This is a genomic window from Xenorhabdus griffiniae, from assembly GCF_037265215.1.
GTDB lineage: Bacteria > Pseudomonadota > Gammaproteobacteria > Enterobacterales > Enterobacteriaceae > Xenorhabdus > Xenorhabdus griffiniae.
This window is the reverse complement of sequence record NZ_CP147737.1, coordinates 742,301-767,146: the sequence shown is the minus strand read 5'-3', so window position 1 is coordinate 767,146 and position 24,846 is coordinate 742,301. Positions and strand designations below refer to the sequence as shown.

24 protein-coding genes and 2 pseudogenes are annotated in these 24,846 nt (G+C 50.2%); 19 read left to right on the top strand and 7 right to left on the bottom strand.

Going from position 1 to position 24,846, the window contains the following annotated elements:
* Positions 1 to 3 precede the first annotated feature (3 nt).
* The 9 genes and pseudogenes from WDV75_RS03340 (at position 4) to WDV75_RS03300 (ending at position 6,769) form a co-directional block, all read left to right on the top strand.
* Positions 4 to 1,227: a phage major capsid protein gene (locus tag WDV75_RS03340; protein WP_273558827.1), complete on the top strand. Its 1,224-nt coding sequence runs from the start codon at positions 4 to 6 to the stop codon at positions 1,225 to 1,227.
* A gap of 108 nt (positions 1,228 to 1,335) precedes the next feature.
* Positions 1,336 to 2,013: pseudogene (locus tag WDV75_RS03335) on the top strand (IS110 family transposase); the annotation flags it as partial.
* Between the two features lie 400 nt (positions 2,014 to 2,413).
* Positions 2,414 to 2,716: a head-tail connector protein gene (locus tag WDV75_RS03330; protein ID WP_273558832.1), complete on the top strand. Its 303-nt coding sequence runs from the start codon at positions 2,414 to 2,416 to the stop codon at positions 2,714 to 2,716.
* 10 nt (positions 2,717 to 2,726) lie between these two features.
* Entirely contained in the window at positions 2,727 to 3,053 is a 327-nt protein-coding gene (locus WDV75_RS03325; protein WP_273558834.1) for a phage head closure protein, read from the top strand.
* Complete coding sequence (locus WDV75_RS03320; protein ID WP_273558836.1) at positions 3,040 to 3,429, top strand: hypothetical protein; 390 nt, start codon at positions 3,040 to 3,042, stop codon at positions 3,427 to 3,429. The genes WDV75_RS03325 and WDV75_RS03320 overlap by 14 nt, the downstream gene beginning before the upstream one ends.
* Positions 3,426 to 3,830, top strand: coding sequence for an HK97-gp10 family putative phage morphogenesis protein (locus WDV75_RS03315; RefSeq protein ID WP_273558838.1), 405 nt, complete (start codon positions 3,426 to 3,428; stop codon positions 3,828 to 3,830). Before WDV75_RS03320 ends, WDV75_RS03315 begins: the two co-directional genes overlap by 4 nt.
* A 16-nt stretch (positions 3,831 to 3,846) precedes the next feature.
* Complete coding sequence (locus WDV75_RS03310; protein WP_273558840.1) at positions 3,847 to 4,308, top strand: phage tail protein; 462 nt, start codon at positions 3,847 to 3,849, stop codon at positions 4,306 to 4,308.
* A complete protein-coding gene (locus WDV75_RS03305) occupies positions 4,305 to 4,652 on the top strand; it encodes a phage tail protein (RefSeq protein ID WP_273558842.1) in 348 nt (115 codons plus the stop codon). The genes WDV75_RS03310 and WDV75_RS03305 overlap by 4 nt, the downstream gene beginning before the upstream one ends.
* Before the next feature lie 227 nt (positions 4,653 to 4,879).
* A complete protein-coding gene (locus tag WDV75_RS03300) occupies positions 4,880 to 6,769 on the top strand; it encodes a phage tail tape measure protein (protein ID WP_338860677.1) in 1,890 nt (629 codons plus the stop codon).
* A gap of 96 nt (positions 6,770 to 6,865) precedes the next feature.
* On the opposite strand, the gene ltrA is transcribed toward WDV75_RS03300, so the two are convergent.
* The gene (ltrA, locus tag WDV75_RS03295) at positions 6,866 to 8,203 is read right to left on the bottom strand and encodes a group II intron reverse transcriptase/maturase (RefSeq protein ID WP_338803455.1); all 1,338 of its coding nucleotides are present in this window, start codon (positions 8,201 to 8,203) and stop codon (positions 6,866 to 6,868) included.
* Between the two features lie 608 nt (positions 8,204 to 8,811).
* On the opposite strand from ltrA, the gene WDV75_RS03290 reads away from it, so the two are divergent.
* From WDV75_RS03290 to WDV75_RS03265, 6 genes are read left to right on the top strand one after another with little or no spacing between them, the layout of a single operon-like run.
* Positions 8,812 to 10,203: a hypothetical protein gene (locus tag WDV75_RS03290; protein ID WP_338860676.1), complete on the top strand. Its 1,392-nt coding sequence runs from the start codon at positions 8,812 to 8,814 to the stop codon at positions 10,201 to 10,203.
* Entirely contained in the window at positions 10,203 to 10,574 is a 372-nt protein-coding gene (locus WDV75_RS03285) for a phage tail protein (RefSeq protein WP_273571319.1), read from the top strand. Before WDV75_RS03290 ends, WDV75_RS03285 begins: the two co-directional genes overlap by 1 nt.
* Positions 10,571 to 11,308: a phage minor tail protein L gene (locus WDV75_RS03280; RefSeq protein WP_273571318.1), complete on the top strand. Its 738-nt coding sequence runs from the start codon at positions 10,571 to 10,573 to the stop codon at positions 11,306 to 11,308. The genes WDV75_RS03285 and WDV75_RS03280 overlap by 4 nt, the downstream gene beginning before the upstream one ends.
* A gap of 8 nt (positions 11,309 to 11,316) precedes the next feature.
* Positions 11,317 to 12,051, top strand: a complete 735-nt coding sequence (locus WDV75_RS03275) for a C40 family peptidase (RefSeq protein WP_273571317.1) — start codon at positions 11,317 to 11,319, stop codon at positions 12,049 to 12,051.
* 4 nt (positions 12,052 to 12,055) lie between these two features.
* Complete coding sequence (locus WDV75_RS03270) at positions 12,056 to 12,631, top strand: tail assembly protein (RefSeq protein WP_273571315.1); 576 nt, start codon at positions 12,056 to 12,058, stop codon at positions 12,629 to 12,631.
* Positions 12,632 to 12,647: 16 nt separating this feature from the next.
* The gene (locus WDV75_RS03265; RefSeq protein ID WP_273571313.1) at positions 12,648 to 15,281 is read left to right on the top strand and encodes a host specificity protein J; all 2,634 of its coding nucleotides are present in this window, start codon (positions 12,648 to 12,650) and stop codon (positions 15,279 to 15,281) included.
* A 28-nt stretch (positions 15,282 to 15,309) separates the two neighbouring features.
* Here the strand turns inward: WDV75_RS03265 and WDV75_RS03260 are convergent, their stop codons facing one another.
* Positions 15,310 to 15,735: a type II toxin-antitoxin system VapC family toxin gene (locus tag WDV75_RS03260; RefSeq protein WP_273571324.1), complete on the bottom strand. Its 426-nt coding sequence runs from the start codon at positions 15,733 to 15,735 to the stop codon at positions 15,310 to 15,312.
* A complete protein-coding gene (locus WDV75_RS03255; RefSeq protein ID WP_273571311.1) occupies positions 15,735 to 15,989 on the bottom strand; it encodes a type II toxin-antitoxin system Phd/YefM family antitoxin in 255 nt (84 codons plus the stop codon). The genes WDV75_RS03260 and WDV75_RS03255 overlap by 1 nt, the downstream gene beginning before the upstream one ends.
* A gap of 271 nt (positions 15,990 to 16,260) precedes the next feature.
* Between WDV75_RS03255 and WDV75_RS03250 the strand changes: the two genes are divergently transcribed.
* The 4 genes and pseudogenes from WDV75_RS03250 to WDV75_RS03235 all read left to right on the top strand — a co-directional run bounded on the left by WDV75_RS03250 (position 16,261) and on the right by WDV75_RS03235 (position 17,747).
* Complete coding sequence (locus tag WDV75_RS03250) at positions 16,261 to 16,590, top strand: SymE family type I addiction module toxin (RefSeq protein WP_273571310.1); 330 nt, start codon at positions 16,261 to 16,263, stop codon at positions 16,588 to 16,590.
* A 139-nt stretch (positions 16,591 to 16,729) separates the two neighbouring features.
* Positions 16,730 to 17,074, top strand: coding sequence for a SymE family type I addiction module toxin (locus tag WDV75_RS03245; RefSeq protein ID WP_273571308.1), 345 nt, complete (start codon positions 16,730 to 16,732; stop codon positions 17,072 to 17,074).
* Positions 17,075 to 17,153: 79 nt separating this feature from the next.
* Positions 17,154 to 17,375, top strand: a pseudogene (locus WDV75_RS03240) (type II toxin-antitoxin system RelE/ParE family toxin); the annotation flags it as partial.
* Between the two features lie 87 nt (positions 17,376 to 17,462).
* The gene (locus WDV75_RS03235) at positions 17,463 to 17,747 is read left to right on the top strand and encodes an addiction module antidote protein (protein ID WP_273571322.1); all 285 of its coding nucleotides are present in this window, start codon (positions 17,463 to 17,465) and stop codon (positions 17,745 to 17,747) included.
* An 82-nt stretch (positions 17,748 to 17,829) separates the two neighbouring features.
* On the opposite strand, the gene WDV75_RS03230 is transcribed toward WDV75_RS03235, so the two are convergent.
* The 4 genes from WDV75_RS03230 to WDV75_RS03215 all read right to left on the bottom strand — a co-directional run bounded on the left by WDV75_RS03230 (position 17,830) and on the right by WDV75_RS03215 (position 24,844).
* The gene (locus WDV75_RS03230; RefSeq protein WP_273571307.1) at positions 17,830 to 18,162 is read right to left on the bottom strand and encodes a transposase; all 333 of its coding nucleotides are present in this window, start codon (positions 18,160 to 18,162) and stop codon (positions 17,830 to 17,832) included.
* Positions 18,163 to 18,252: 90 nt separating this feature from the next.
* Positions 18,253 to 18,825: a DUF4291 domain-containing protein gene (locus tag WDV75_RS03225; RefSeq protein ID WP_273571305.1), complete on the bottom strand. Its 573-nt coding sequence runs from the start codon at positions 18,823 to 18,825 to the stop codon at positions 18,253 to 18,255.
* Between the two features lie 1,146 nt (positions 18,826 to 19,971).
* Positions 19,972 to 20,298, bottom strand: a complete 327-nt coding sequence (locus tag WDV75_RS03220; protein ID WP_273571303.1) for a hypothetical protein — start codon at positions 20,296 to 20,298, stop codon at positions 19,972 to 19,974.
* A gap of 4 nt (positions 20,299 to 20,302) precedes the next feature.
* Complete coding sequence (locus WDV75_RS03215) at positions 20,303 to 24,844, bottom strand: RHS repeat-associated core domain-containing protein (protein ID WP_273571301.1); 4,542 nt, start codon at positions 24,842 to 24,844, stop codon at positions 20,303 to 20,305.
* Positions 24,845 to 24,846: the final 2 nt, after the last annotated feature.

The following is a 24,846-nucleotide window of genomic DNA, read 5'->3' as shown; positions in this document are numbered from 1 at the left end:
ATCATGAAATTGCATGAACTGAAACAACGCTGTAACACCATCGCGGCCGAAATGCGCACCCTGCATGATAAAATCGGGGATAACGCCTGGACGGAAGAGCAGCGCACCGAATGGAACAGAGCCAAAACGGAACTGGACAGCATCAACGAGCAAATCCAGCGCGAGGAATCGTTGCGCAGTCTGGATCAGCAACTGGTGGACAACACCGAACCGGAACAGCGCAATCAGCCGGCTAACCCCGAAACCGAACAGCAGGAGCGCCGCGCAGCCGCGTTTGATAAGTTCCTGCGTCACGGTTTGGGGGAAATGACCACCGAGGAACGTCAGGCGTTGCGGGAGTTGCGCACACAGGGTGTTTCCCCCGATGAAAAAGGCGGTTACACCGTCCCCACCCAGATGTTGAATAAGATGGTGGAAGCCATGAAAGCCTACGGGGGGATCGCTAGTGTTGCACAAATTCTCAGTACCTCCACCGGGCAAACTATCGAGTGGTCCACCGCCGATGGCACGAAAGAAGAAGGCGAGCTGCTGGGTGAAAACACCGCAGCCAGTGAAGAAGACACCACGTTCGGCACGGAATCCCTGGGGGCAAAAAAACTTTCTTCCAAAATTATTCGGGTTTCCAATGAGCTGTTGTTGGATTCTGGTATTGATATGGAAGCCTATCTGGCTAAACGCATTGCCGAGCGCATCGGGCGCGGTGAAGCCCGGTATCTGGTCAAAGGCACCGGCAAGGGCAGCCCGCAACAACCCAAGGGACTGGAAACGTCCGTGACCGGCACAGTGGATGCCGCCGCCAAGTTTGGCTGGAAAGACATAAACGCCCTGAAACACGCCCTTGATCCAGCATACCGCAATACCGGCACCTTCCGCTGGGCGTTCAATGACAGCACGCTGAAACTCATCACCGAGATGGAGGATGCACAGCGTCGCCCGTTGTGGTTGCCTGAGATTGCGGGCGTGGTGCCGTCTACCGTGCTGGGGGTGCCGTATGTCATTGATCAGGCCATTGCTGACATGGGTGCAGGGAACAAGTTTATCTACTGCGGGGACTTCAACCGTTTCATTATTCGCCGCGTGGCCTACATGACACTGAGACGGCTGGTTGAGCGCTATGCGGATTATGACCAGACAGCATTTCTGGCCTTCCACCGCTTCGACTGCATTCTGGAAGACACCGCCGCCATCAAGGCATTGGTCGGCAAGGGCAGTGCTTCCGCAGGTTAACCCATCCCTGCTGGAAATTCCGCCGCTTTATTACGGTTTTAATGAGATGGTCACCCCCACCCTGTGAGCGTAGGCTGGCAGGGTGTTTTCCATTCTGGAGAGGCCATCATGCAAAACGTCACACTCATTGGGATCGATCTCGGTAAGCACTCTTTCCACGTTCATTGCCAGGATAAATCCGGTAAAGCTCTTCTTCGTAAAAAATTCACCAGAGCCAAACTTCTTGAATTTCTTGGTCAGTGTTCTTCAGCTACAGTGGTAATGGAGGCCTGCGCTGGGGCACACTTTATGGCTCACCGGGTTGCTGATTTAGGCCACGAAGCAAAACTGATTTCTCCGCAGTTTGTCCGCCCTTTTGTTAAGAGTAACAAGAACGATTTTGTCGATGCTGAAGCCATATGCGAGGCCGCATCGCGTCCCTCTATACGGTTTGTTCAACCCAGAACTGAAGCGCAGCAAGCGATGAGAGCATTACATCGGGTTAGGGAGTCTCTTATCAGGGATAAGGTTAAGACGACAAACCAGATGCATGCGTTTTTGCTGGAATTTGGTATCAGTATGCCGACAGGAATGGCGGTGATAAAACGGCTTTCAGCGGTACTGGCAGATAATAAGCTCCCACCTTATCTGTCGCAGTTGCTACTCCGCCTGCATGCGCATTATCAGTATCTGGTTGAACAGATTACCGAGATAGAAGTCGAGCTCGCGCAGTCGCTATCCCGTGATGAAACGGGGCAACATCTGGTGACGATCCCTTGCATAGGGCCGATAACCGCCAGTGTCTTGCGTGCGTGGTGGCTTGTGCGCTGGCAAACAAATTAGCCCGGATAGCCTGGGCGATAACGACACGACAGACCGTGTTCGCACAGTAACACTCCCGCTGTAGCGGGAACTTACAGTTAATTAAGAAGTTACCCATCTGGTTTTGCGAAGACTGATTATTGATGACATGAATGGCTCAACGGCCTGATGAAGAATCTCAGCACAAAAATGGCTCAATGAAGCCGTGGTTTTTTTCAGGTTCATCAGGCGCGGAACTCATCGTGGCGCGGGCATCCTTGCCCACAAAGACGCCGGATAGATTTAAGCAAGCCAACATTAATCGAAAATCAGTGTTGCAAAAACGGGGGTGACCATAGATTTTGTACCTGCGATCTGCAAGAGTCGCAGGTATTCAGGAGATTAAATGCCTTTCCCTTCCCTTGAAAAACTCCGGCAACAATGCCGTATTGACAGTGATAATGATACCGAGGATACCTTGCTGAAAACCTATGCCGGCGCCGCCATAAAACGAGCAGAAAATTACCTGAACCGCCGTTTGTATGAAGACACCGTACCGGAGGATGATCTCGACGGATTACTGGCCTCAGAGGATGTCGAGCTGGCGATTATGCTGACCGTGGGGTACTGGTATGAAAACCGTGAGGCTCAGTCCATGCCCGCCGGATTTAAGGCGCTATTAGAGCCGTATCGTTATATCCCGCTATAGGAGAAAGCCGATGAGAGCCGGAACGCTGCGCCATCGCATCAAACTGTTTCGCCCCGTTATCACACAGGGTGAACTGGGTGCCGAGATCATTAAATCCGAATATATCACCACCGTCTGGGCGAAAGTAAAGGCAATGTCTAACCGCAAAATCCGCACCGCTGACCAGCAACACGTGGTCGAAGTGCAACAGTTTACTGTCAGGCCAAGAAAGGATGTTGAACCCCATTGGCTGGTTGAGCACCAGGGGCGATTGTTTACTGTTCGTGCTATAGACCGCAACTGCCCTGACCGTGCCATTATCACCACGGAAGCGGATGTACGCCATGATAGAGTCTGACATTCAGGCCGATTTAGCACGGTTAACTCAACTGCCTGCCTATCCGCTGGTATTGCCTTCCACCGTACTGGAGGGGGTGACCTACCAGCGCATCAGCGATCCCCGGTTCAATACCGGGCTGGCAACCTCTGCACTCATTGAAGCCCGTTTTCAAATCAGCATCATTGTGCTGAATGATTACCTCAAGGCGCTGAAACTGGAGGAAAAAGTCCGTACTGCATGGGAAGCAGTGCAGCATGGCAGGCTTGGATGTTACCCAGTACAAACCATTTCACGCGGAACGTTGCATCAGGACGCGGAAGAGCTGACCGAAAACCGCAAGCGCTACCGGGTAACACGGGACTTTATCATCACTTATACGGAGCACTCAGCATGATCACGGCGCAAACGACAGGGTGGACTGAACTGGGTCGCAAATTGCAAGCGTTGGATGCAGCTCTCCAAACCGACATTATGCGAAAAGCGGGTAAAGCGGCGATGCAGATTGTGCAGGAAGATATGCAGGCGCATGCGGGTTATGACCCGAAAAGCAGACAACCACACTTGCGGGACAATATCCACATTCGCACCGCAAAATCCAGGGTATTCGAGGGCGGCGTGATGATCACCGTTGGCCCGGCGAAAGCACACCGACTGAAAGCACTGGCGCAGGAAATGGGCACGATCAAACAGGTCGCGCAACCCTTTATCCGCCCGGCGCTGGATTACAACAAACAGGCCGTTTTAAAGGTACTGGCGCAGGAAATCCGCGCCGCCTTGTCGGCTTACATTAAGTAAACTGGAGTTAACACTTATGGCAACCTCCCCTGAATACGCGGTATTACCCGCGGGAACAGTCGTCAAGTTTGGTCAGTCTGGTGACAGCGTGGCGCAGATGAAACCCTTAATTAACTGTAAGGCACTAGGGGCAACGGGACTGACGGGCAGTTTTGTTGACTGCACCACTCTGATTGATACCAACAAGCAGTTTATTTCCGATATGCCGGAAGGCCCGGAAAAATCCCTCGGTTTTATTGACGACCCGGAAAATGAAGACTTCGTCGCTTTCCTGAATGCGGCTGAAAAGCGTGAAACCGTCCAGTTCTACATTGCCCTGCCGAACAAACGTACCGCCACCCTGGTACTGGCCTTGTCCGGCTGGGAAATGAACGACATTAACGCCCCGGCGAGTGAAGTAATCCAAATTACCGTCAAGGGTAAACAAAACAACCTCGTCTGGGGTATCACTGAAACGAAAACAGGAGTCACCCAATGAAAGCATTGAAAGCCGCCTTATTAACCCCGCGCCCACAGATTAAAGCTGTTGAACTGTTTGGCACCCGCGTTAACCTGCGTCGCCTGACTGCCGCCGAGTTGTTGGATCTGGAAGAGCTCGCCGAAAAGCTGAGTGACGCGGGGAACGGGCGTGAAGCCTCCCGTCTGAATATCCAGATGGTGCTGGATTGTCTGGTGGATGACAAGGGGAAGCCCATTCCTGCCGGTGATCTGCCCACGGCAGAAGAGTTGATGACCCTTCACGATAATGCCACCTTGATTGACGCTATTCAGACCGTAAAACGCCATTCCATTGGTACGCTGGAGGACGCCGAAAAAAACTAATCGGTTCGCCGTGGCTGCACTTTGCTTTTACTCTGGCAGAACACCTTGGCGAAATCGACCCCTATCGCATCCTGTCCCTGCCTGCGTCCACACTCAATGAGTGGCAGGCGTATTATCGGCTAAAAAATCGCAAATCCCCTGACAGTGCGCCTGTCGTACCTGCATCAGCTCCCCGTGATACGGTGAAAGCGCAGTGTAATGCCGTGATGAAATTATTAGGTTAATTTATGGCTAATTTATCCACGTTGACGGTCGGCTTGCTGGTTAACGCGACCTCGTTTAAATCCCAGATCATGGATGCCTATCGCTATGCCGGGCAGGAATCACAACGCTTTACCGATAAATCGGTGGCGGAGGCTAAAAAGCTGCAAAAAACCTACAGCTCACTGGCATCACAGATCAAATCGGTCTTCGGGCAACTGGCGTTACTGGCAGGCACAGGCTTTTCACTGAATACGATTATCTCCCATACCCGCAAATACGGGCAGGCGCTGTCTGACCTGTCCGCCATTACCGGTGCAACCGGCGAGCAATTAAAGAAACTGGATGAAAATGCCCAACGTATCGGGCGTACCACAGAGTTTGGCGCTACCCGGATTGCGGACGCCTTCAAGCTGATGGCCTCAGCCAAACCGGAATTGCTGAACAGCACAGAGGCGCTGACATTAGCAACCGAAAAAGCGGTGATACTGGCGCAGGCATCCGGCATTGATCTGCCCGATGCCACCCGCGCACTGGCGTTATCACTCAACCAGTTCGGGGCGAGTGCCGAGCAAGCCGACCGCTTTATCAACGTGCTGGCGGCGGGCGCGAAATATGGTTCTTCTGAAATCAATGAGACCGCTCAGGCGATTAAAAACGGCGGTACAGCCGCCGCGCTGGCGGGGATCAGCTTTGAGGAACTGGGCGCTGCTATTCAGATACTGGCAGAGCGGGGCATCAAAGGCGGCGAGGCAGGCACGGCGATCCGTAATGTGATACTGGCGCTGGAACGTTCCACTGACAAGAAGCTGAAACCTTCCGTGGTGGGGTTGTCGTCGGCACTGGAATATTTAACTGGCAAAAACTTCTCTACAGCGCAAGCGGTAAAGTTATTTGGTCGGGCGAATGTCAGTGCGGCGTCTAACTTAGTGACTGGGCGAGAAAAGCTGCAAGAACTGACCCAAGCCCTGACGGATACGCAAGTTGCCTATGAGCAGGCGGGCGCTCGCGCTAATAACCTTGGAGCGGATCTGGATGTGCTGACCAGTGCGTTTGAAGGAATGGCGATTAACATCGGGCAAAGTGCAGATGGTCCGTTGCGTACAGGTGTACAGGGAGTCACCACGGCGATTAATAGCCTTTCTGAGAACTTTAACACCCTAATTCATCTTGCTTTACATACCTTATTGCCCGTTATGGCGATAAAAATGACAGCGGGGTTACGTGAAAATATCAGCGCATGGAAGGCAACGGAAAAAGCCACTCGCCGTGCTGCCAAACAGAAAGCGGAAACGGCCAGACGCACGATTGAGCAGGCCAATGCCACCATTCAGCTCACTCAGCGTCAGGGCGAACATATCGAAAGGTTGCGACAGCTCAATGGGCAGCATGGTCTTTTCGTTAGTTACGCTAAAGAATCAAAAGCGTTATATCGGCAGGAAACCGAGGCTTTCAGACAAAAGGAAAGAGCAACAAAGTTGCTTGAGGCCGCTAATCGCCGCTTATCTTTTTCCTACCGAGCATTATCTGTTGCCGGGGGATTTGCCCGTGGTGCGCTTGCTCTGATCGGTGGGCCGTTCGGGGCGGCGATGCTGGCAGGTTCTGCTATCTATTACTTCCATCAACGGGCGCAAGAGGCTCGCGAAAGTGCAACCAATTTAAAGGATGCCGTGCTCGAAACAAAAGAGGCGTTGATGCAGCTTTCCAAAATCGAACTGTCATCTAAGGTTCTAAAACACCGGGATGCACTGGATAAGCAAAAAGAGGAAACCGCCAAAATATGGCTTGATTTGCAGGGTAAGAAAAATATTGTTTCCGGTGTTGGGATTGGCGGCCTGTGGGCGAACAAAAAGAAAGCACAAGAAGCCGTTATACACGCAGAGGCGGAATACGAAAAAGCGCTTAAAGTAGAGTAGGCCTCAAGTTTGATGTCATCTCCCCAGCGGCCCCTCGTCAAACCGTGCGTGCGGTTTTCCCGCACACGGCTTTCCGACTGTCTTCTTCCTGCTGCATTACGACGTTACAAGGCGAGCATACCGACTGACTTCGTTTCCGTTTATCGACAGACTATACAACTTAAATAACCCGTGATACTTGTAGAACCAGCTCGGCGGATGGTCCCTCCATCCTTTAGTTCGCTTCTTGTGCTTCTTCCTCAACATAATACAGAGTGTCCATATCGTGTAATTTGCGATGCTTTTGAAATGCATCCGGGAGTTGCACGTCTTGAAATAATTACCCCACCCTCTAAGGATTGGGTTTATTTCTGTTCTGATTAGCTCCGGAAGATCCCGATGCTGACCTTTTCGTGTCACTTCACGAATCTTTCGCTTTACTCTTTTCATCGCTTCTGGTGAGGGGTAGTAATAGGTTCTCAATTTTCCATCCCTTTTGGACGGCTGCACTGCAAACCTGTGCCCCAGAAAGTCAAACGGTGACTTTATTGCATGAACGACTTTCGTCTTTTCGGTATTTAGCGTCAATCCAAGCCGATCAAGTACCTTACAGGCTTGAGCCAGATAAAACCTCGGTGCTTTCTTACACAAAATGACAAAGTCATCGGCATAACGAACAAGATGAGCGTCATGCTCACGCTGATTGAATCCCTCTTTTTCCCAGATATGATCCAGCCAGTGCAGGTAAAGATTAGCCAGTAGTGGAGATATCACGCCTCCTTGTGGAGTTCCTGCTATCCCCGCTTTCAGGTTTCCCTCTTCCATTACTCCAGCTTTCAGCCACATTTCAATCAGTTTCACAACTGAGCGATCTATGACTCTGGTTCTCACCGATAACAACAATTTATCATGGGGGATAGTGTCAAAATAAGACTTCAAATCAGCATCTACCACCCAGTAACATTTAAAATTTAGCCACTTATAGATTTCTCTCAGCGCCTGCTGCGCATTTCTGCGAGGCCGAAAGCCATATGAAAAATCTTTAAAACTCGCTTCGAAAAGCGGTTCTATGACTATCTTTACTGCTGCCTGAACTACACGATCTTCAATAACAGGTATGCCCAGTGGTCTTTCCTTTCCATCCGGTTTAGGAATGTAAACCCTACGCACCGGTTGAGGAGAGTACTTCTTTTGAACTAGCTTCTTCTGGATGTCTTGCAGAAAGTTACCTACACCAATTTCAGTTTCAATCTTATCGATTGTTAACCTGTCAATTCCTGAAGAACCTTTATTGGCTTTAACCTGCGTCCATGCCATAACAAGCACACGACCACTACATACCTTGTCATACAGAACACCAAATTTACGTTTTGGATCCGCCTTGGCTGCCAGGTATAGCTTGCGTTGCAGTACTCGTACCTTTTCAAATGCCGTGTTTAGAGCTTTCGCAATCACGTAGTACCTCCTGTAACAACAGGCATGACAGAAGTAGAGGTCCTTCCCTACGGTCAGGTTATGTTGTCCCTACCATCAACAGTACTATGACCTCCTCCGACTCCTCTATCCTGCATCTCTCAGAATTTCAGCGGTTACCTTATATCTTTGATTACGCAGTGGGTTAGACTACGACAGGGAGAGGTCTCGTTCGTTCCACTCAGTGCTATACATGCATCCCATCCTCAATACCCCGGATCCCTGTCATGACTTCATATGGTTGTTAATCCATCATGATTCACTGGCCTTCGCCCCCATTCTAAAGGCTCGGCAGGATCACCCTACACCACACTCTCCCAGCATAACGGTATGGCTGAAATTTACGAGGCTTGTTCAGGTTCACTTGCGTTACGGGCTGCATACTTGCGCGCACCCACAGTCTGGGTCAGGGGTCACGTTTATCCGGCGTTGCTCCCGTGTTTCAGTCACCATCCACACGTACGCCATAGCTACGCAGTCAAATCAACCAACTACTGCGGCAGGACTTTCACCTGCAAGACACTGAGCAGCTTAGCGAACCGCTCAAAACGGAATTTCATCAGAAACAGCTTGAAGCATCTCAGGCGGCATTGAAAGCGCTGGAAGCTGGCGAAAAACCCAAGCCACTATCTAATAACAAAGATGGCGGTGGTACGAGTAATCCGTGGACCGGTGACGATGGTGCTGATAACAAGAAAGGGAAAAGCGCCCAGATCCTGAACCAATATCGTCAGTTGCGCCTTGATATTGAAACGGCGCACACGACAAGTTTGGGGCGCATCATCCTGAGTGAACAGGCAATACAGCGAAAACTGGATGCAGTCAGGAAATCCGGTTTAGTTTCTCAACAGGAAATTCAACATCTAACCGCCCTCAATGCCGAAAACCACCAAAGACAGCGACTGGAACTGGCAGAAAAATATTCCCCGGCAGCCGCTCTGATTCGGCAGGAAAGAAAAGCCAGCGAAGAACTGAACGCCTTGTTCAGAGAACGGTTACTGACAGAGCAGGAATATTTATCCGCCCGCCAAATCTTGTCTCAAACGTCAGTGAAAGACCAACTGGCCGAGCAAGCCAGACAGACTGCCACACCTCGTCTGGATATGGCAGGTGAGGTCGATCCGGTTATCCAACTGCAAAACCAGCTTGCCGAGCAAACCGCCCTCTACGACAGCTACTACCGCAGTGGCCTTATCAGCAAAGAACGCTATGAACAATTAATGACGGCCGCAAACCATCGTTCTAAAGATGCGCAGTTTGCCGCCGCCAAAGACTTGTATGCCTCACAGGGCTATTTTCAGCAGATGCAAATCAACCTGCTTGATGCGGTGGAGCAACGGACCGGCAGCGCCCTCACCGGCATGTTAATGGGCACAAAATCATTTTCTGACTCATTGAAAGAATTGTCTGCCTCACTGGCGCAATCTCTTATTCAGGATCTGGTGCGGATTGCCCTGCAAGCCATGATCACCAATGCCTTGTCGGGGTTATTTGGCGGCATGGCGGGTGCCGGAATGGGTTCACTAGCCTCATCCGGAGGCGGTTTGTCTTCACTTGGATCTGGCTCGACTGTCACCCCTGCGGTCTGGAAAAGCCCCATTTCGAATGCCAAAGGGGGCATTTATCAATCAGCGGATTTGAGCCAATACAGCGGGCAGATTGTTAGTCAACCGACCCTGTTTGCGTTTGCTCAAGGCGGTGGCGTCATGGGCGAAGCCGGGCCAGAAGCTATCCTGCCGTTAAAACGCGATCCAAATGGCACATTGGGCGTGCAGACTAGTGGCAGCGCCGGCAACCAGACTATCAATCAGGTGCATATCGTGATCCATGCCAATGGAGACCGTGATGTAAAAACCGCCCGTGGCATGGAAATGGCCGGGCAGGATATCGCTAAATTCGTCGATCAGCGTTTCAGGTTGTTACTGAATAAAAGTTTAAGCCAGGGCGGTGAACTGAGTGCCGCTATTCGAGGAGGACGTTAATGGTAAAAATAAAAACATTTGATTTTCCTGCCCGCGTTGGCGCGGTAGGGGAATTCGAGCCGGTAGTGCGTTCCGTGCAGTTCGGTGACGGTTACCGGCAGAGCATCGGGGAGGGGCTGAACGCCTTGCGGGAACAGTGGCCACTCTCTTTTGTGGGTGTTTGGTCTGACATCGAACCTATCGTGGATTTTTTGCGCGAACATCAAGGCTGGCGTGCCTTCAAATGGCGCAATCCCCTGTCTGAACTGGGGCTGTATCAGGCCGGTAAATTCAGCCTGCAGGCCAACAATACTTACTTCACCCTGTCTGTCACCCTGAATCGGATTTACCACCCCTATTATTTACACACCGAAAAGAGGATTAGCCGATGAGTTTGAATACTGATCTCCAACAACTTGAGCCGGGGAGCAAAATCCACTTATTTTCTGTTGACGGCGCTGCCTTTGGCGGACCGGAACTCTTTTTTCACAGCCACCCCATCCCTCTGACCGACGTCGAACTGGCAAGCGGCGAGACGCTGCCGGTGAAATCGCTCTGGTGGCAAGGCGTGGAATACAAACCTTGGCCTGTCAGTATCGAGGGGCTGGAAATCACCGGCGATGGTCGGGCGGTAACGCCCACCTTGAATGTCGCCAACTTGGATGGCTCGATTAGCGCATTGTGTCTGGCCTATCAGAATATGGTGCAGGCAAAGGTCACGATCCGCATGACCTTTGCGCATTATCTGGATGCCCGTAATTTCCCTGACGGGAATCCGCAAGCTGATCCGACACAGGAAAAAATCGATGTTTTCTACATCGACAGTAAGACGCGGGAAGATAACGAAAATATCCAGTTTTCCCTCTCTTCCCCGGCTGATTTACAGGGCATTAAAATTCCGACGCGTCAAATTCATAGCCTGTGTACCTGGTGCATTCGCGGACAGTACCGAAAGTCGCCGTGTGGTTATACCGACACCCGCTATTTTGATGGGAAGGGGCATCCGACTGATGATCCGGCGAAAGACAGCTGCGGGGGATTGATGAGCGATTGCAAAAAGCGTTTTGGTGACACAGCACAGTTACCTTTTGGCGGCTTCCCCGGTTCTGCGATGCTGAGGCGGTGACTAGGGTGATGCTGCGAAAACATATTATCCGCGCCATCATGGCACACGCCCAGAACACCTATCCGGCCGAATGCTGCGGATTGGTCATCCAACACCATCGTCGGCAACGCTATCTCCCGTGCCGCAATACTGCTGCAGCACCGACTGAGCAGTTCAGCATTCATCCTGACGATTACGCGGCAGCCGAAGATCAAGGTACGCTGGTGGCTATTGTCCATAGCCACCCCGACGCGACGACGCAACCAAGTCAGTTGGATATCGCCCAGTGTGACCTGTCACAAGTGCCGTGGGTGATAGCTTCTTGGCCAGAGGGAGATATTCGTACCGTGATGCCGACTGAGGGAATAAAACCCTTGATTGGTCGCCCGTTTGTACACGGTATTTGGGATTGTTACGCCATCGTGCGGGACTGGTATCGATCAGAACGCGGGATCTCGATACCTGATTTTGCCCGCACTGATGGCTGGTGGGAGCGGGGCGAAAATTTGTATATGAAACACTATGCGGCAGCAGGTTTTGTCCTCTGCCACGGTGAATTGCAGGCAGGAGATGTGATCATTATGCAGGTGCAGGCCGACGAACCCAACCATGCAGGTCTCTATCTGGGTGACGGCCTGATGCTGCACCACCTGTACGGCCAGCTCAGCAAACGGGAACCTTATCACGGCTACTGGCAGGAGCGCACCATGGTTACCCTGCGCCATCACCACCTTCCCGCACCTGCGTTTTTTTTATCGGAGTAACTTCATGAACACACTCAGAACCATCCGGTTATACGGTGTACTCGGTGCCCGCTTCGGGCGGGTACACAAACTGGCCGTTGCCACCCCACAGGAAGCGATCCGGGCGCTGTCTGTCCTGATTGAGGGCTTTGAACACTTTCTGTTGACGGCAAAAGCACGCGGAATCACTTTTGCCGTGTTCAATGGTAAACGCAATCTTACGCGTGACGAACTGGCCTTTCCCGGCGAGGCCACTATCCGTATTGCCCCGATAATTATCGGCAGCAAAAAAGGGGGCATTTTCCAAACTATCTTGGGCGCAGTTATGGTGGTTGCTGGCGCAGTGATGTGGGCGACTCCATGGGGAGCACCCATGATCATGTCGGGGGTGGGCATGATGCTGGGAGGCGTGGTACAGATGCTCTCTCCGACCCCGGGAGGACTGGCCCGGCGTGAAGATCCCGACAACAAACCGTCCTATGCCTTCGGTGGCCCGGTGAACACCGTTGCTCAGGGTAATCCTGTCCCCATCGGTTACGGCAGACGCCGTATCGGGGGAGCTGTTATCTCTGCTGGAATCTACGCTGAAGATCAGCAATAACACGTTGAGGATGAAGATGGAAAAACACCCTATTCAGGGCAACAAGGGCGGCAACCGGAATCCACACATCCCAGTGGAAGCACCGGACTCCCTGCAGTCCACCTCCTATACCAAAATTATCCTTGCTCTCGGTGAGGGAGAATTCGCGGGAGAGCTGGATGGCCGTCGTATTTTTCTGGATAACACGCCGCTTATCGGTTCCGACGGCATGCCCAATTTTGAAGGAGTCAAATGGGAATTCCGTCCCGGCACTCCTCATCAGGAATATATCCCCGGTATGCCGGCGGTCGAAAATGCCCGGACCGTCGGCACCGAGCTGGTCAATTCATGGGTGACGGCGGTCACCAATACCCAACTGTCGGCGATCCGCCTGCGATTATCGTGGCCCCAGTTGCAGCGGCAAAAAGATAACGGGGACACGGTGGGGTATCGCATTGAATATGCCATTGACCTCGCCACAGACGGGGGAGCCTATCAGGAAATCATGAAAACTGCTGTTGATGGCAAAACCACCACCAAATACGAACGCTCCCACCGGGTGGATTTACCCAAAGCCCATTCCGGCTGGCAGGTGCGCCTTCGGCGGCTGACGCCAAAACAGAACAGCAACCGGATCGCCGATACCATGATGGTGGAAGCCATCACCGACGTCATCGACGCCAAATTAAGCTACCCCGAAACCGCGCTGTTATTCGTTCAGTTTGATGCTAAACAGTTCCGCAATATCCCGCAAATCTCGTGTGAACCGAAGATGCGCATCATCCGTGTACCCACAAATTATTACCCGGAGCGCAGCCGCCGTTATTATGGCGACTGGGATGGCACCTTCAAATGGGCATGGACCGATAACCCGGCTTGGGTGCTGTACGACCTGATGCTCAATGACCGATTCAGCATCGGCACCCGAGTGAGAGCGGAAAACCTGAATCTGACAAAATGGGGTCTGTACCGCATCGCGCAATATTGTGATCAGACTGTGTTGGATGGCGTAGGCGGCGAAGAGCCGCGTTTCACCTGTAACGTCTATATTCAGTCACAGGAAGACGCCTGGGCTGTATTGCGAGATATTGCGGGGATCTTCCGGGGTATGACTTTCTGGGCCAATAACAACATGAATGTGCTGGCGGACATACCCCGTGACATGGATTATCTCTTTACCTGTGCCAATGTGCGTGACGGCAAATTTACCTATTCCAGTGCCAGCGAGAAAACGCATTACTCTACGGCCATGGTGAGTTGGTCCGATCCGCAAAACGGCTATCAAGATGCTATCGAACCGGTGTTTGAACACAGCCTGATACGTCGCTACGGTATCCGGCAGGCTGATATCACCGCCATCGGTTGCACCAGCCAGAGTGAGGCTCACCGGCGTGGTAAATGGGTGCTGCACAGCAACGAACATGACCAGACCGTCACTTTCACCGTGGGACTGGAGGGCTACATTCCCCTGCCGGGTTACCTTATCGGCGTGTCGGATAACCTGCTGTCAGGGGCGGGGATGAGCGGGCGTATCCAGGCCGTGCGGTGGCGATACTTTATCTTGGATCGGGTGCCGTCGGCAAAAGTGGGGGACTGGCTTGTCATCAACTTGCCTTCCGGTAAGGCAGAAAGAGACCTTATTACAGCGATCAACGGACAGAATGTCTCCGTGAGTGACCGTGGCTATGCCTATTCAGAATCACCTGAGGTAGGCGCAGTTTGGGCCATTGACTCCAGCTATGTCGCGGAGCAACCCTTCCGGGTTATTGGTATCAAAGCGGGGGAGGACGGCGTGTCGTTTGACATCACGGCGGTTGAACACAACCCCAACAAATACGCCCTTATTGATGCTAAACCCCGTATTGATGAACGCCCTGTTTCCGTGCTCCCTTACAGCACCCAGCCAGCACCGAAGAACGTCCAAATAGGCAAATACTATACATTCAGACAAGGCATTATCATCACCATTCTGGATATCGCATGGCATGGCGCGGAGGGTGCTGTGGCCTATGAAGTCGAATGGCGAAAGGACAACGATAATTGGATAACCGCTCCCCGCACCGCTGTGCGGGGCATTGATATCCCAGTCAGCGATGATGGACTCTATCAGGCGCGGATCAGGGCGGTTAATGCGGCGGAGATATCCAGTATCTGGGTGAATACGGAGACTATCCAGCTGAAAAACGACAAGAACCGCCCCTCGGTTCCCCTCGAACTCAGAACCACTCCGCTACTCTTCGGCATCCAGCTGGACTGGGACTTTGCTGACCCGATAGAGTTCCCCCTGAAAACGGAGATCGGCTACAGCAGAACCGGGGAAGAGGGCGCTGACATGCAGTTCGCTGATATTCCCTATCCACAACACACCCACACCTTACAGGGAATGACGGCTGGGGAGCGGCTCTACTTCCGGGCACGGCTGGTGGACAAATCAGGTAATACCTCGGCGTGGACGGCGCTGGTCAGCGGTGCCGCATCCAATGATACTGGCTGGATAGTGGAGGCTAGCCGGGATCATTTTCTGGATGCTGAAACCGGGCGGCGCTTGCAGGAGCAATTGGATGAGCAGGCCAGAGCCAATGTGCGTCACAAGCAATCCATTGTGGAAAATGCGCAGGCCATTGAGAAACTGAATAACCTCCTGAAGGAGCTTAAACGGCGCATATCGTAACCCGATAGCGGCTATTTTCCGATCATCTTTATTGGGTCGACTTCCACGGATTGAGGATCGTCACCCCTGTGGACTGAAAATCAGCGACGTTACGCGTGACGACCGTCATACCGTGCACAAGCGCCGTCGCCGCAATCAGCGCATCACGCTCGCTGCACTTGTCAGGGACGTGTAACCGGGCACAGCGTTGCGCCACAGCGGTATCGATGGGCAAGGTTCGCCCGGAGAATTCCGGCAAGACGTGTTGCTCCAGCCACGCACGCAGCATAGCTCCTTGCGTGGTGTCCTTACGTTCAATCAACAAAACGCCCAGCTCTAACTCCATGATGGTGATGGCGGACACATAGAGGTCAGAGGCATCGACACTTTCAGCCCATGCCGCCACGTTCGGATCGGCCTTCCCAGCCCGAATTTTTCGTAGCTCGGACACTACGTTGGTATCGAGTACGTACATCATGAGAAATCGGCCGGACGGGTTTCGAGCATCACACGCTGCGGCTCAAACTCAATATCCGCCACGCCCGGCATGGCCAGCGAATCGGCAATGTTACGATGCTGCTTTGTCAGCAGGCGGTAGTCCTCAATGCTCAACAGTACATGAGCGGGCTTGCCGCGATCGGTGATGAATACGGGGCCATTCTTGGTCGCTTTTTTTGCGCGGGTAACGTCCTGGTTCAGTTCTCGGCTGGATAGGGTCGTGATAGTCATGGCAGCACCGCCTACTTAAATTAGTGATGTAGTTATGTTACTACTAAATAAAGAATAGTGCAAATTTTGTGCGTCATTCCATATTCAATGGTCAATAGCAATGGGATACATTCCCTGTCGTTATTTTGCGAGCCGCTTTGCAAAGGTTAATTTTGTCAGTGGTATGTTATTTGGGCGAGCGATAGAGTGGGTGGTGAAATTTCGACGCGGCTTTACCGTGCTAGGAACACGATAAAACCGCTAACCGCAACAACTAAGTGAGGTAGTTATTATGGCTAACGCGAATTCTACAGCAAGTACCCGGATTTACAAAATTTCCCAACCGGAACGTTATCAAAAAGTGGTTTACCGCCCCAAGGGGATTAACCGCACTATTCCGGCTATCAACTTAAGTGGAAAATGGCTGCTGGAAGCCGGATTTTCCATTCACGATCCGTTAAAAATCAGGGTGATGCCCGGTTGTCTGATCATCACCGCCCAAAATTTTCATGAATTGTGGCACTGCTTAAAAAGCCTGAATGAAGGCGAATGGGATGATATCGCTGTGGCACACTGGTTACAGCAATTTCCCGGCAAATTAAGCAGAAAGCTGCTGGGTTAAACGCATAATTTCATATTTTATCAGTTAAAACATAATGTTGATCACAACTGTGTGAGCTGCGCTTGCGCTTAAATGGCAAAATTTCTCTTTTGCAAAGCAGCTCGCATTTTATTTTACCCATTAAACAAAGAAGGAACCTATGGAGCTTAATTTTTCTACTGTCAATGCTGAACGGGCGGAATGTGTGTTAAGGGGTGAAGACATGCAACAGATGGGATTTACAGCCAATGCCGTGTTTCATATCACGCAATATAACAACGGACTGATATTGACATTGGTGGAGCCTGGCGATGACCCGGTTGCTTTGTTCCACGCGGTGGAAGATAACCCGAAGCAAGGTATCGATTGGGTACGTGACAATGGCGAACTCTATCTGGCGGGCAACTGGCTAACAGAAACTGGTTTGCTGGATCATCCCGTTCAAATTGCCCTCGGCTACGGCAAAATTATGCTGATAATAGGTTCTGACCGGATACCTGCCTGAATCGTGGCGTACTTTTCTTATTGCTGATGGCGTTAGTGTGTTAACCATAGTTGGCGAGCCATGTTATTTATATACAATAATGAGGGTGAGCATGATAACCATTGAAAGGACTCAACATTTTGAAAAATGGTTAAAATCCTTAAAAGACAGGATAGCAAAAACCAAGATCTTAATCAGGGTTGAAAGAATGGAAGAGGGAAATTTTGGTGATGTTGAACCGGTGGGAAACGGTGTTTCGGAACTCAGAATACATTACGGGCAGGACTATCGTGTCTACTTTGCTCATAAAAATAACGAAATAATACTATTACTCTGTGGCGGAGATAAAAACAGCCAGCAGGCCGATATAAAAAAGCCAAACAACTCGCGAAAGAATAGGGGTTTTAACATGAAAACAGAACCAAAAAAATTTGATGTGGTGGATTTTTTAGAAACGGAAGAAGATATTCAGGCATACTTAAATGCTGCTATCGAAGAGAACGATACAAAATATTTATTCAAAGCGTTAGGCAACATTGCCAGAACAAAAAATATCAGCCAACTCGCTAAAGAATCAGGAATAAGCAGGGAAGGGATATATAAGGCATTATCCTATGGTGGCAACCCGTCATTTAATACGATATACAAAATATCAAAAGCACTGGGTTTGAAGCTGCACTTTACCGGGGCTTAATTCACGCTCTTTGTTCCCCTAAACATGTTTTAAAATTGTTTAGGGGATCGATTATTGAAATTAGCTTATTAATCAAACCCATTCAATAAACAAATGGCGACGTAGGATTATTTTTTTCCTCTTCAAGTAATTCTTTCATTACTGAGCAAAAACTGAGGTTTTCGGGAACAAAAACCCCACTGTCATGATACTCTTTAGGGTTTAACATCATGGAAAACATATCCTTGCCATTTTCTAAAAACCGGAGTTTGTCTATTTTTTCCAATTGAGAAAACAGAATGTTATCGGCTGTTTTGATGATCATCCTCTCCACAAATGCTTTTCCTTCATCTGAACCGTTATAATAAAGATCACGTATTGGCTTATATTCATCAGGAAGGTTCTCATCCAACGGACCCAGTAAATAGTTACGCATTTTTTCTCTGTCTTTTATCATCTTGTCATGAATATATTGGTATACCGTTATCATGTTATTCCTTTTTGATTGTTGAGGAAAAATACTGGATTATCCCAAATAAATTCTTTCTTCCGGTAATAAATCGTAAGCCATATCCAGTTTATTCATTTTTACCAACTCATGAATACGGTGTACTTTACTCGTTATATCCTCGATGTTGATAATCCATTGGTTTACATAATGTTCCACGGCCTGATTACGCAAACCAATCTGTATGGTTCTCTGTTCTAACTTATTTAAATGGATGTCTCGTTCAGGATCCCATTGGATAACCACATCACTTTGTTGAACTGCTTTTTTCCATTCCTCCTGGGAATGAAACAAATCAGGGTCATAATGACTAATAACGCCTTGCTGAAGAATGTCTCTAAATCCCTCATGAGAGATATCAATAGCCAGAATACGTTCCTGACCCCTGTCTTTCATTCCCCAACCTGCACGATGCATCATCCATAAGAATGAAGGTTTAATCCATGTCATGCGCGTCATACTAAAAGGTGGAGAAACGAATTTATTATTTTTTACTGCACTATCAGCAATAATTGAAGAATAAGCCTGATATACTCTAACTGATTGTTGTGTATAAAATGCGCGTATTGGGTTATTTTTATATGTAAACATAGCCATCCTATTTTGTCATTTATGCTGAATGCTGATGTCTCGGTATATAGAAGAAATCCAGATGATTATGGGAATCTTCAAGTTTAAACTATTTTTTCAAAAACTCATCAATATTTTTTTCAACGTAATCAAGATAGTTCAGCATAGGATTCATATAATCACTATACATTTCGACATACATTCTTGCTGAACCGCGTATTTCATTACGTAATAATTCATTTTTGATGATTTTTTCTTTGGTTCTTGCAAATAAATATATCATTCCTTTTATTTGATTTTTATTGTTTTTTTCTCATCCTCCATCCATTCGATAGCTTTATCTATTTCTGATATTAATCTTTCTTTATCCATATTTAAACTGACCTCTCAATCTACAAACCTGACATCTTTTACCCAAATCATAGGATAGTTCATAGGTAAGACTACTTGGTCAGCCCCTCCTTCTAATTTGGTGCCAGATAGAGTGAATTGTTTTTAACCTTACCGACTTGTAATTTAGTAGCTGTAGGCACAACTATTGTAGATTCATACTGTCTTATATTTTTTCATTCAGGTAGAAGGGCGGTATCTATTTTGGCTTGAATTCTGTTTTTTGCAGGCGAAGTAGTTACAAACATGGCACTGAACATGGTAATCTGGGTGATGGGACGGCACGCCGCCGCGTTTTTCCGCGGGGCCCCAGGTGGTCAGATGCTGGCATCAGACCAGTGTACAATTTTTCGTCCCAGCGCATCATGCTGGTTGAACTGAACGTGGTTCAGATAGTTAAGGTACATTCTAGGCAAAACCGTGTATAAATAAGGCTGCGAAAATAGAGCGTTATTACATTGTGAGATATGTGCCGCAAAATGATAAGGCCAAGTAATCCATCTTAAAGGGCAGTGGCTTAAGGCGGGGGGATTTGATAAAGGGCTGTACCCTGACCGTCAAAATCATGGACGGCTGTCTGGTGCTGATTCCTGACTGCGATAACAGTACCAGCGCCAGCAAGACCCGCTCAGTGAGATTAAGTTCAATATGCGGGAACTGCTTGGCGGCTGCAAGAGCAGCTAAGGGCAGAGAATGAGCGGCTCTTAGGCTCTTAAAAGCAAAGCCGGAAGATCATAGAAACCTTTCCAGCTTTGTTCTTTGAAATAAAAAATATTATTACGGCCCTTGCCACTCAAGTTTGTTTTTTAGATGTTCAGGAACCAATTTAAAGAGTAGCTTAATATTTTTTCTATGTGAATTATAATTGTTGTAATACTTGGGACTAGCATTTTCTAGATAGTAGCGAGCATGATTATTTAAAAAAAAGATATCGTGCTCGGTCATTTCAGATTGAGATAGTGACTTTACAATATCATGTAGTAGCTCTGCCTCATGATAACAAGTTTTATCAAACGCTTTTTTAAAAGCTGAGAATGTTTGAATATTTCTTATATAAGATAAGGCCATATTAAGCATTTCACTATATATGGTTATTTTGTCCATCAATTTAAAATCCCCATTTATTTCTTAGTGCTCCCCACCAATTTCTTGATGGCATAGGCCGCGAAGATGGAACTGTATCTTGTCTATCTTTTCTAGCATTCTTTAACAACTCTCTAATATATCTATCATTTCCAGTTTCTTTATGTATTTCCATTGCCGCAGCCATTCGATGATGCCCATCCGAAACATGATAGACACCTTTATTATCAACGAGAACAGAAATTTTACCTTTATCTGCTGTAAAGTCATAATTACCATCCAGCATATCTTTCTTGATACCATCAATTTGATGTGGTTTTTTGAATCCTTCTTGAGTACCTTTGATTTCCGGCAGAGGACAACCCTCCAGCCCATAAGGATCTATATATTTAACCGGATTGAACACATAGCCGTAAGGATTCACCCCGCCCAGCAACCCTATCGGGTCAGGACTAATATATTGCCCCGTTTCGTGACTGTAATACCTAAAGCGATTATAGCAAAGCCCGGATTCCTCATCAAAATATTGGCCTAAAAACCGGAAGTGACACTGAACGTGGTAATCCGGGTGATGGGAAGGTACGCCTGCGCCGCGTTCAGACTCACCCCAGGTGCTCAGCCGCTGGCTCCAGGTCAGTTCACCTTGCTCGCTAAGAATCTCCCGAACTGTACCCTGATGATCACTGACAGTATAGTGTAGTTTGCCCCGCTCAACACGCGCTGCCGGCGTCAGGCTGCCCGGTTCATATAACCAACGGACGCGGCGCGCTTCCAGCCGGGTGCCGTCAAGCTGGTACGGCACTTCCTCAATCAGTTGGTTACCGCTCCACAGGTAATCGTAACCGCCGAGCGATTTCGGGTTTTCGGGTAGATCCGGCTTACCGTCAAGCCACAATTGCAAGTTAGCGGCAGTCAGTTTTCCATCGCGCTCCTTAATTTTGCGAATTCTTCTGCCAAACGGATCGTATTTGTACTGCCAGCGCGTGCCGTCCGGGGTTTCCAAATGGGTGAGCTGGTTTTGGGTATCCCAGCGGTAGCGCCAAACTTGCGGGCGGAAGCCGTCACGCTGCTCGATTTTTTCGATAAGTCTGCCGTTATCATCATAGTGATAATGCGAATCACCCCGCTGTACCACCCGCCCGGCCTGTTGGCGTTGCATGAACTGCTCCATCGCGCCTTGTGCATCGACAGGCAAATGTTGGCTCAGGTTACCGTTGGCATCGTAACTGAATTGTTCTTCATTTGAGCGGAATCCATGGAATTGGGTGCTTAGGATCTGGTCGTTGGTATTGTAATGATAACGGGTATGCCCCCAGCGGCTGTCGTCAATGACCAGGACGTTACGGGCTCGGTCATATTGCCAGCTCCGGTTGACAGCGGTCGCTTGTGGGGGAAAGTGCGGATCGTTTTGAGCCAACGCTTCTTGGAAAAAGGCGCTGTCCCGCCCGGTTGACTGATGGGCCAGTAAACCCGTTGCAGTGTAGCGGCTGGCGAGGATAAACCCGTTGGCACTTTCGCGCACCGTTTCCCGTCCCAGCGCATCATGCCGGAGCGTCAGCGGGGTATGCTGGTTGAACTGGAAGTGATTGAGTGTTCCTGACAGCGAGTGATAACCGAAGTGCAGGGTATGACCACCCAGGCTTTCACTGATCAAGCGTCCGGTCAGGCTGTCCCATTTGCGGGTGATTGCCCGCCCGTTGATACGCTCACAGATCGGCAGGCCGGTGGTCTTGTCATACTCATATTCCACCACCGCATCAGCATTGGTGGCTTTCACCAGTTGATGCCGTTTGTTGTATTCGTACGTGGTGGTCGCTTTCAGGACTAACTGATTCTCTTCCGGCTGCCAGCTTTCCTGTCTGACCAGCAACCCCGCCGTCGAATAGTGCCAGCGAAGTTGCTGACCATCGGGGTATTGTACTTGGGTGCGACGCCCCAGTTTATCGTACTGATACTCAAGGATACGTCCGGTAAAATCGATTTCGCGGGTAATCTGCCCGGCGGCATCCCGCTCATAGCGATAGGTTTCGCCGGTGGAGGCGGTCACTGAGTTCAACCGGGTCAGGCGGTCATAGCCAAAGCGCAGCGTGGTGCCATCAGGCCGGGTCACCTGTGTCAGCAAATCAAATGCGCCGTATGTGTAGCGCGTGGTATGGCCTTCGCCGTCAGTCACTGCGACCACGCGCCGTTCGCTGTCATAGGCCAGTTTCTGGGTGACGCCATCGGGCAGGGTGATTTCGGTCAGGCTGCGATGGAGGCCGGCATGGTCGTCGCTGTAACGGTAGCGGGTTTGTTGCTTCAGGGCATTAGTGACGCCGCACAGGCGTCCCAGTGTGTCCAGCTCCAGCCCGGTATTTTCACCATCCGGGGTCATGATGTTGGCCAGGCGCAGTTGCTTGTCGTAGGTGTAGTGCCACTCACGTCCATCGGGAAGGAGGCGCTGGCGCAGTTCGCCGTGGGTGCCGTATTGGTATTCCTCCCTGTGCCCCAGTGGATTAGTCAGCGCCGTCAGGTTGCCCTGCTCATCATAGTGGAATTTCCAGCGCTCGCCGGTCGGCAGCACACTTTCGATAAGCTGCCCATGTTCGTCATAACCGTAAGCAAAAATTTCACCAGTTGACAGCTTGACTTCCGTCAGCGCCCCATCCGGGTTGTAACCGAAGGTGGTGACATTACCGGCGGGATCTGCTTCCCATATTTTCTGGCTGTTTTGCCACTGACGGCGGGTGACGCGCCCTAGCGGGTCAATCTCCCTGATAACCTGCCCGTCTGGGTTATAGATGAACTGGCTTTTGCCGCCTTCCGCATCCAGATAGGTGGTGGTGCAGGTGCCATCGTCATAGCGAAAACGGTCACACCAGTAGCCGCTGGGCGAGGTGGTGCTGAGCACGCGGCCGCGCGCATCGTAGGTCACCGACAGGTCGGTCTGGTCAGTGTCATGCCAGCGAGTCATCCAGCCCTGTGCGTTGTATTCATGCCACAGGTGGTTGTGCTGGAAGGCATCGCACTCTGCTAGATAGCCGTGTGCATCATAGCCGCAGGTGACCCAGCGCTGTTGGTGGTCACCATTAATCAGGTCAATCGTCTTTAGCTGCGCATCTTGGTAGTCCAGTACTAGCCGGATGCCGTCATTGCGCACAATTTCCGCCAGGTGACCCTGTTTGTCGTAATGAAAATGAATAGTGTTCTGGCGGCGGTCGGTAATGGCGGACAGGCGGCGGATATTGCCCGTCATGGCGTTGAAATGATGGGTCAACTGGGTCTGGCTGTCGGTCAGGCTCAGCGCACCGTCCAGTTCTCCGGTCAGCAGGCAGTGGGGCAGGTGCTTGTTTCGGGATGAGACGGTGTTGTCCGGGGTGGGGTAGTTGTAGACTACGCCGGCAGCATCCGTGTAGCGCACCTGGCCGTCATCCAGCACCAGTTGACGCGACCAGTCATCGGCCCATTTTGGCCCGAACAGGCCACGAGGATTAGTGGTGGAACGGTAGGTGCGGGTCATGGTGAGGGGCAACAGGCCGGGGATAGCTATGACCGGCCAGACCTGTAGGAAATCGCCGGTAGCCATATCGACTGGATCACCGCCGCCCGTGGTTTTTTCCGGGTTATTGCCGTTTTTGTCACTGGATTTGTTATTGGCTTGATCCGTTGTGTTGTTTTCCGGCTTATTATGAGGCGCTGCTTCTTTAGGTCTACCGCCGATCTTAATACCATCTCTAGCCTCTTTTGAAAGCGCTTCCGTAGCCACTTTTGTTTCTATGGTTGCCAGTTTACTCTCCGCTGTTGCCACTGATTTAGCTTCTATTTCAACGGCTTTTTTTGCTGCTGCAATTTCACTCGTGGCCACTGCATGACTGGCTTTACTGGTGACAGAGGCTAATTCAGTCACACCACTTTTTATAACACGGGTTTTCCCCGCAGGGAGTGGAGCTAAAACCATTGTCAGCTCGGCCTCAAACATTCCCCCTTTTTGTGCTCGATTGCTGGCCTTTGCTTTCAAGTCATCCAGAATTGGTGTCCCAGCTTGCTTTTTCTGAGTATCTTGAACTTCACGTATTATCTTCGCTTTTTCAGGTTCACCCTGTTTTTCATACCACCGCGCGGCTTCCTCTGAATCCTCGGTGCTCATCATATAAGCCCCTTGTGCATAGGATTCTGCTAGTCCGACCAAGGTATTATAGGTACCTTTTGCCAGACCCTTAGTGCGCTCAACCGGATGTTTTATCGCTTCAGCTTGATCACCCGCTTTCTCTTTCGCCCAGTCCACAACGTTGTCTTTGGCTTCAACGGTTGTCTCCCAGGCGTTTTCCCACCAACTTTTTTCTTCTGGTGTTTCGACTTTAGGAATAGAATTGGCTTCTTTCGCTGATACTTTTGCTGCTGTGGCCTGCCCGACAATTTTCCCTATCGTGTTGCCTTCCCCAGTTGGACTGTCATCCCGGACTTTTTTCGGTAATGGGGAATTTGGTTTGGGATATTCAATATGGGTACCGGGATCTTTCTGACCGATCGGTTTTTCTGTCTGATCTGTCGCTTTGCTGCTTACCCTGGCACCATTGTTTTCTGTCATGA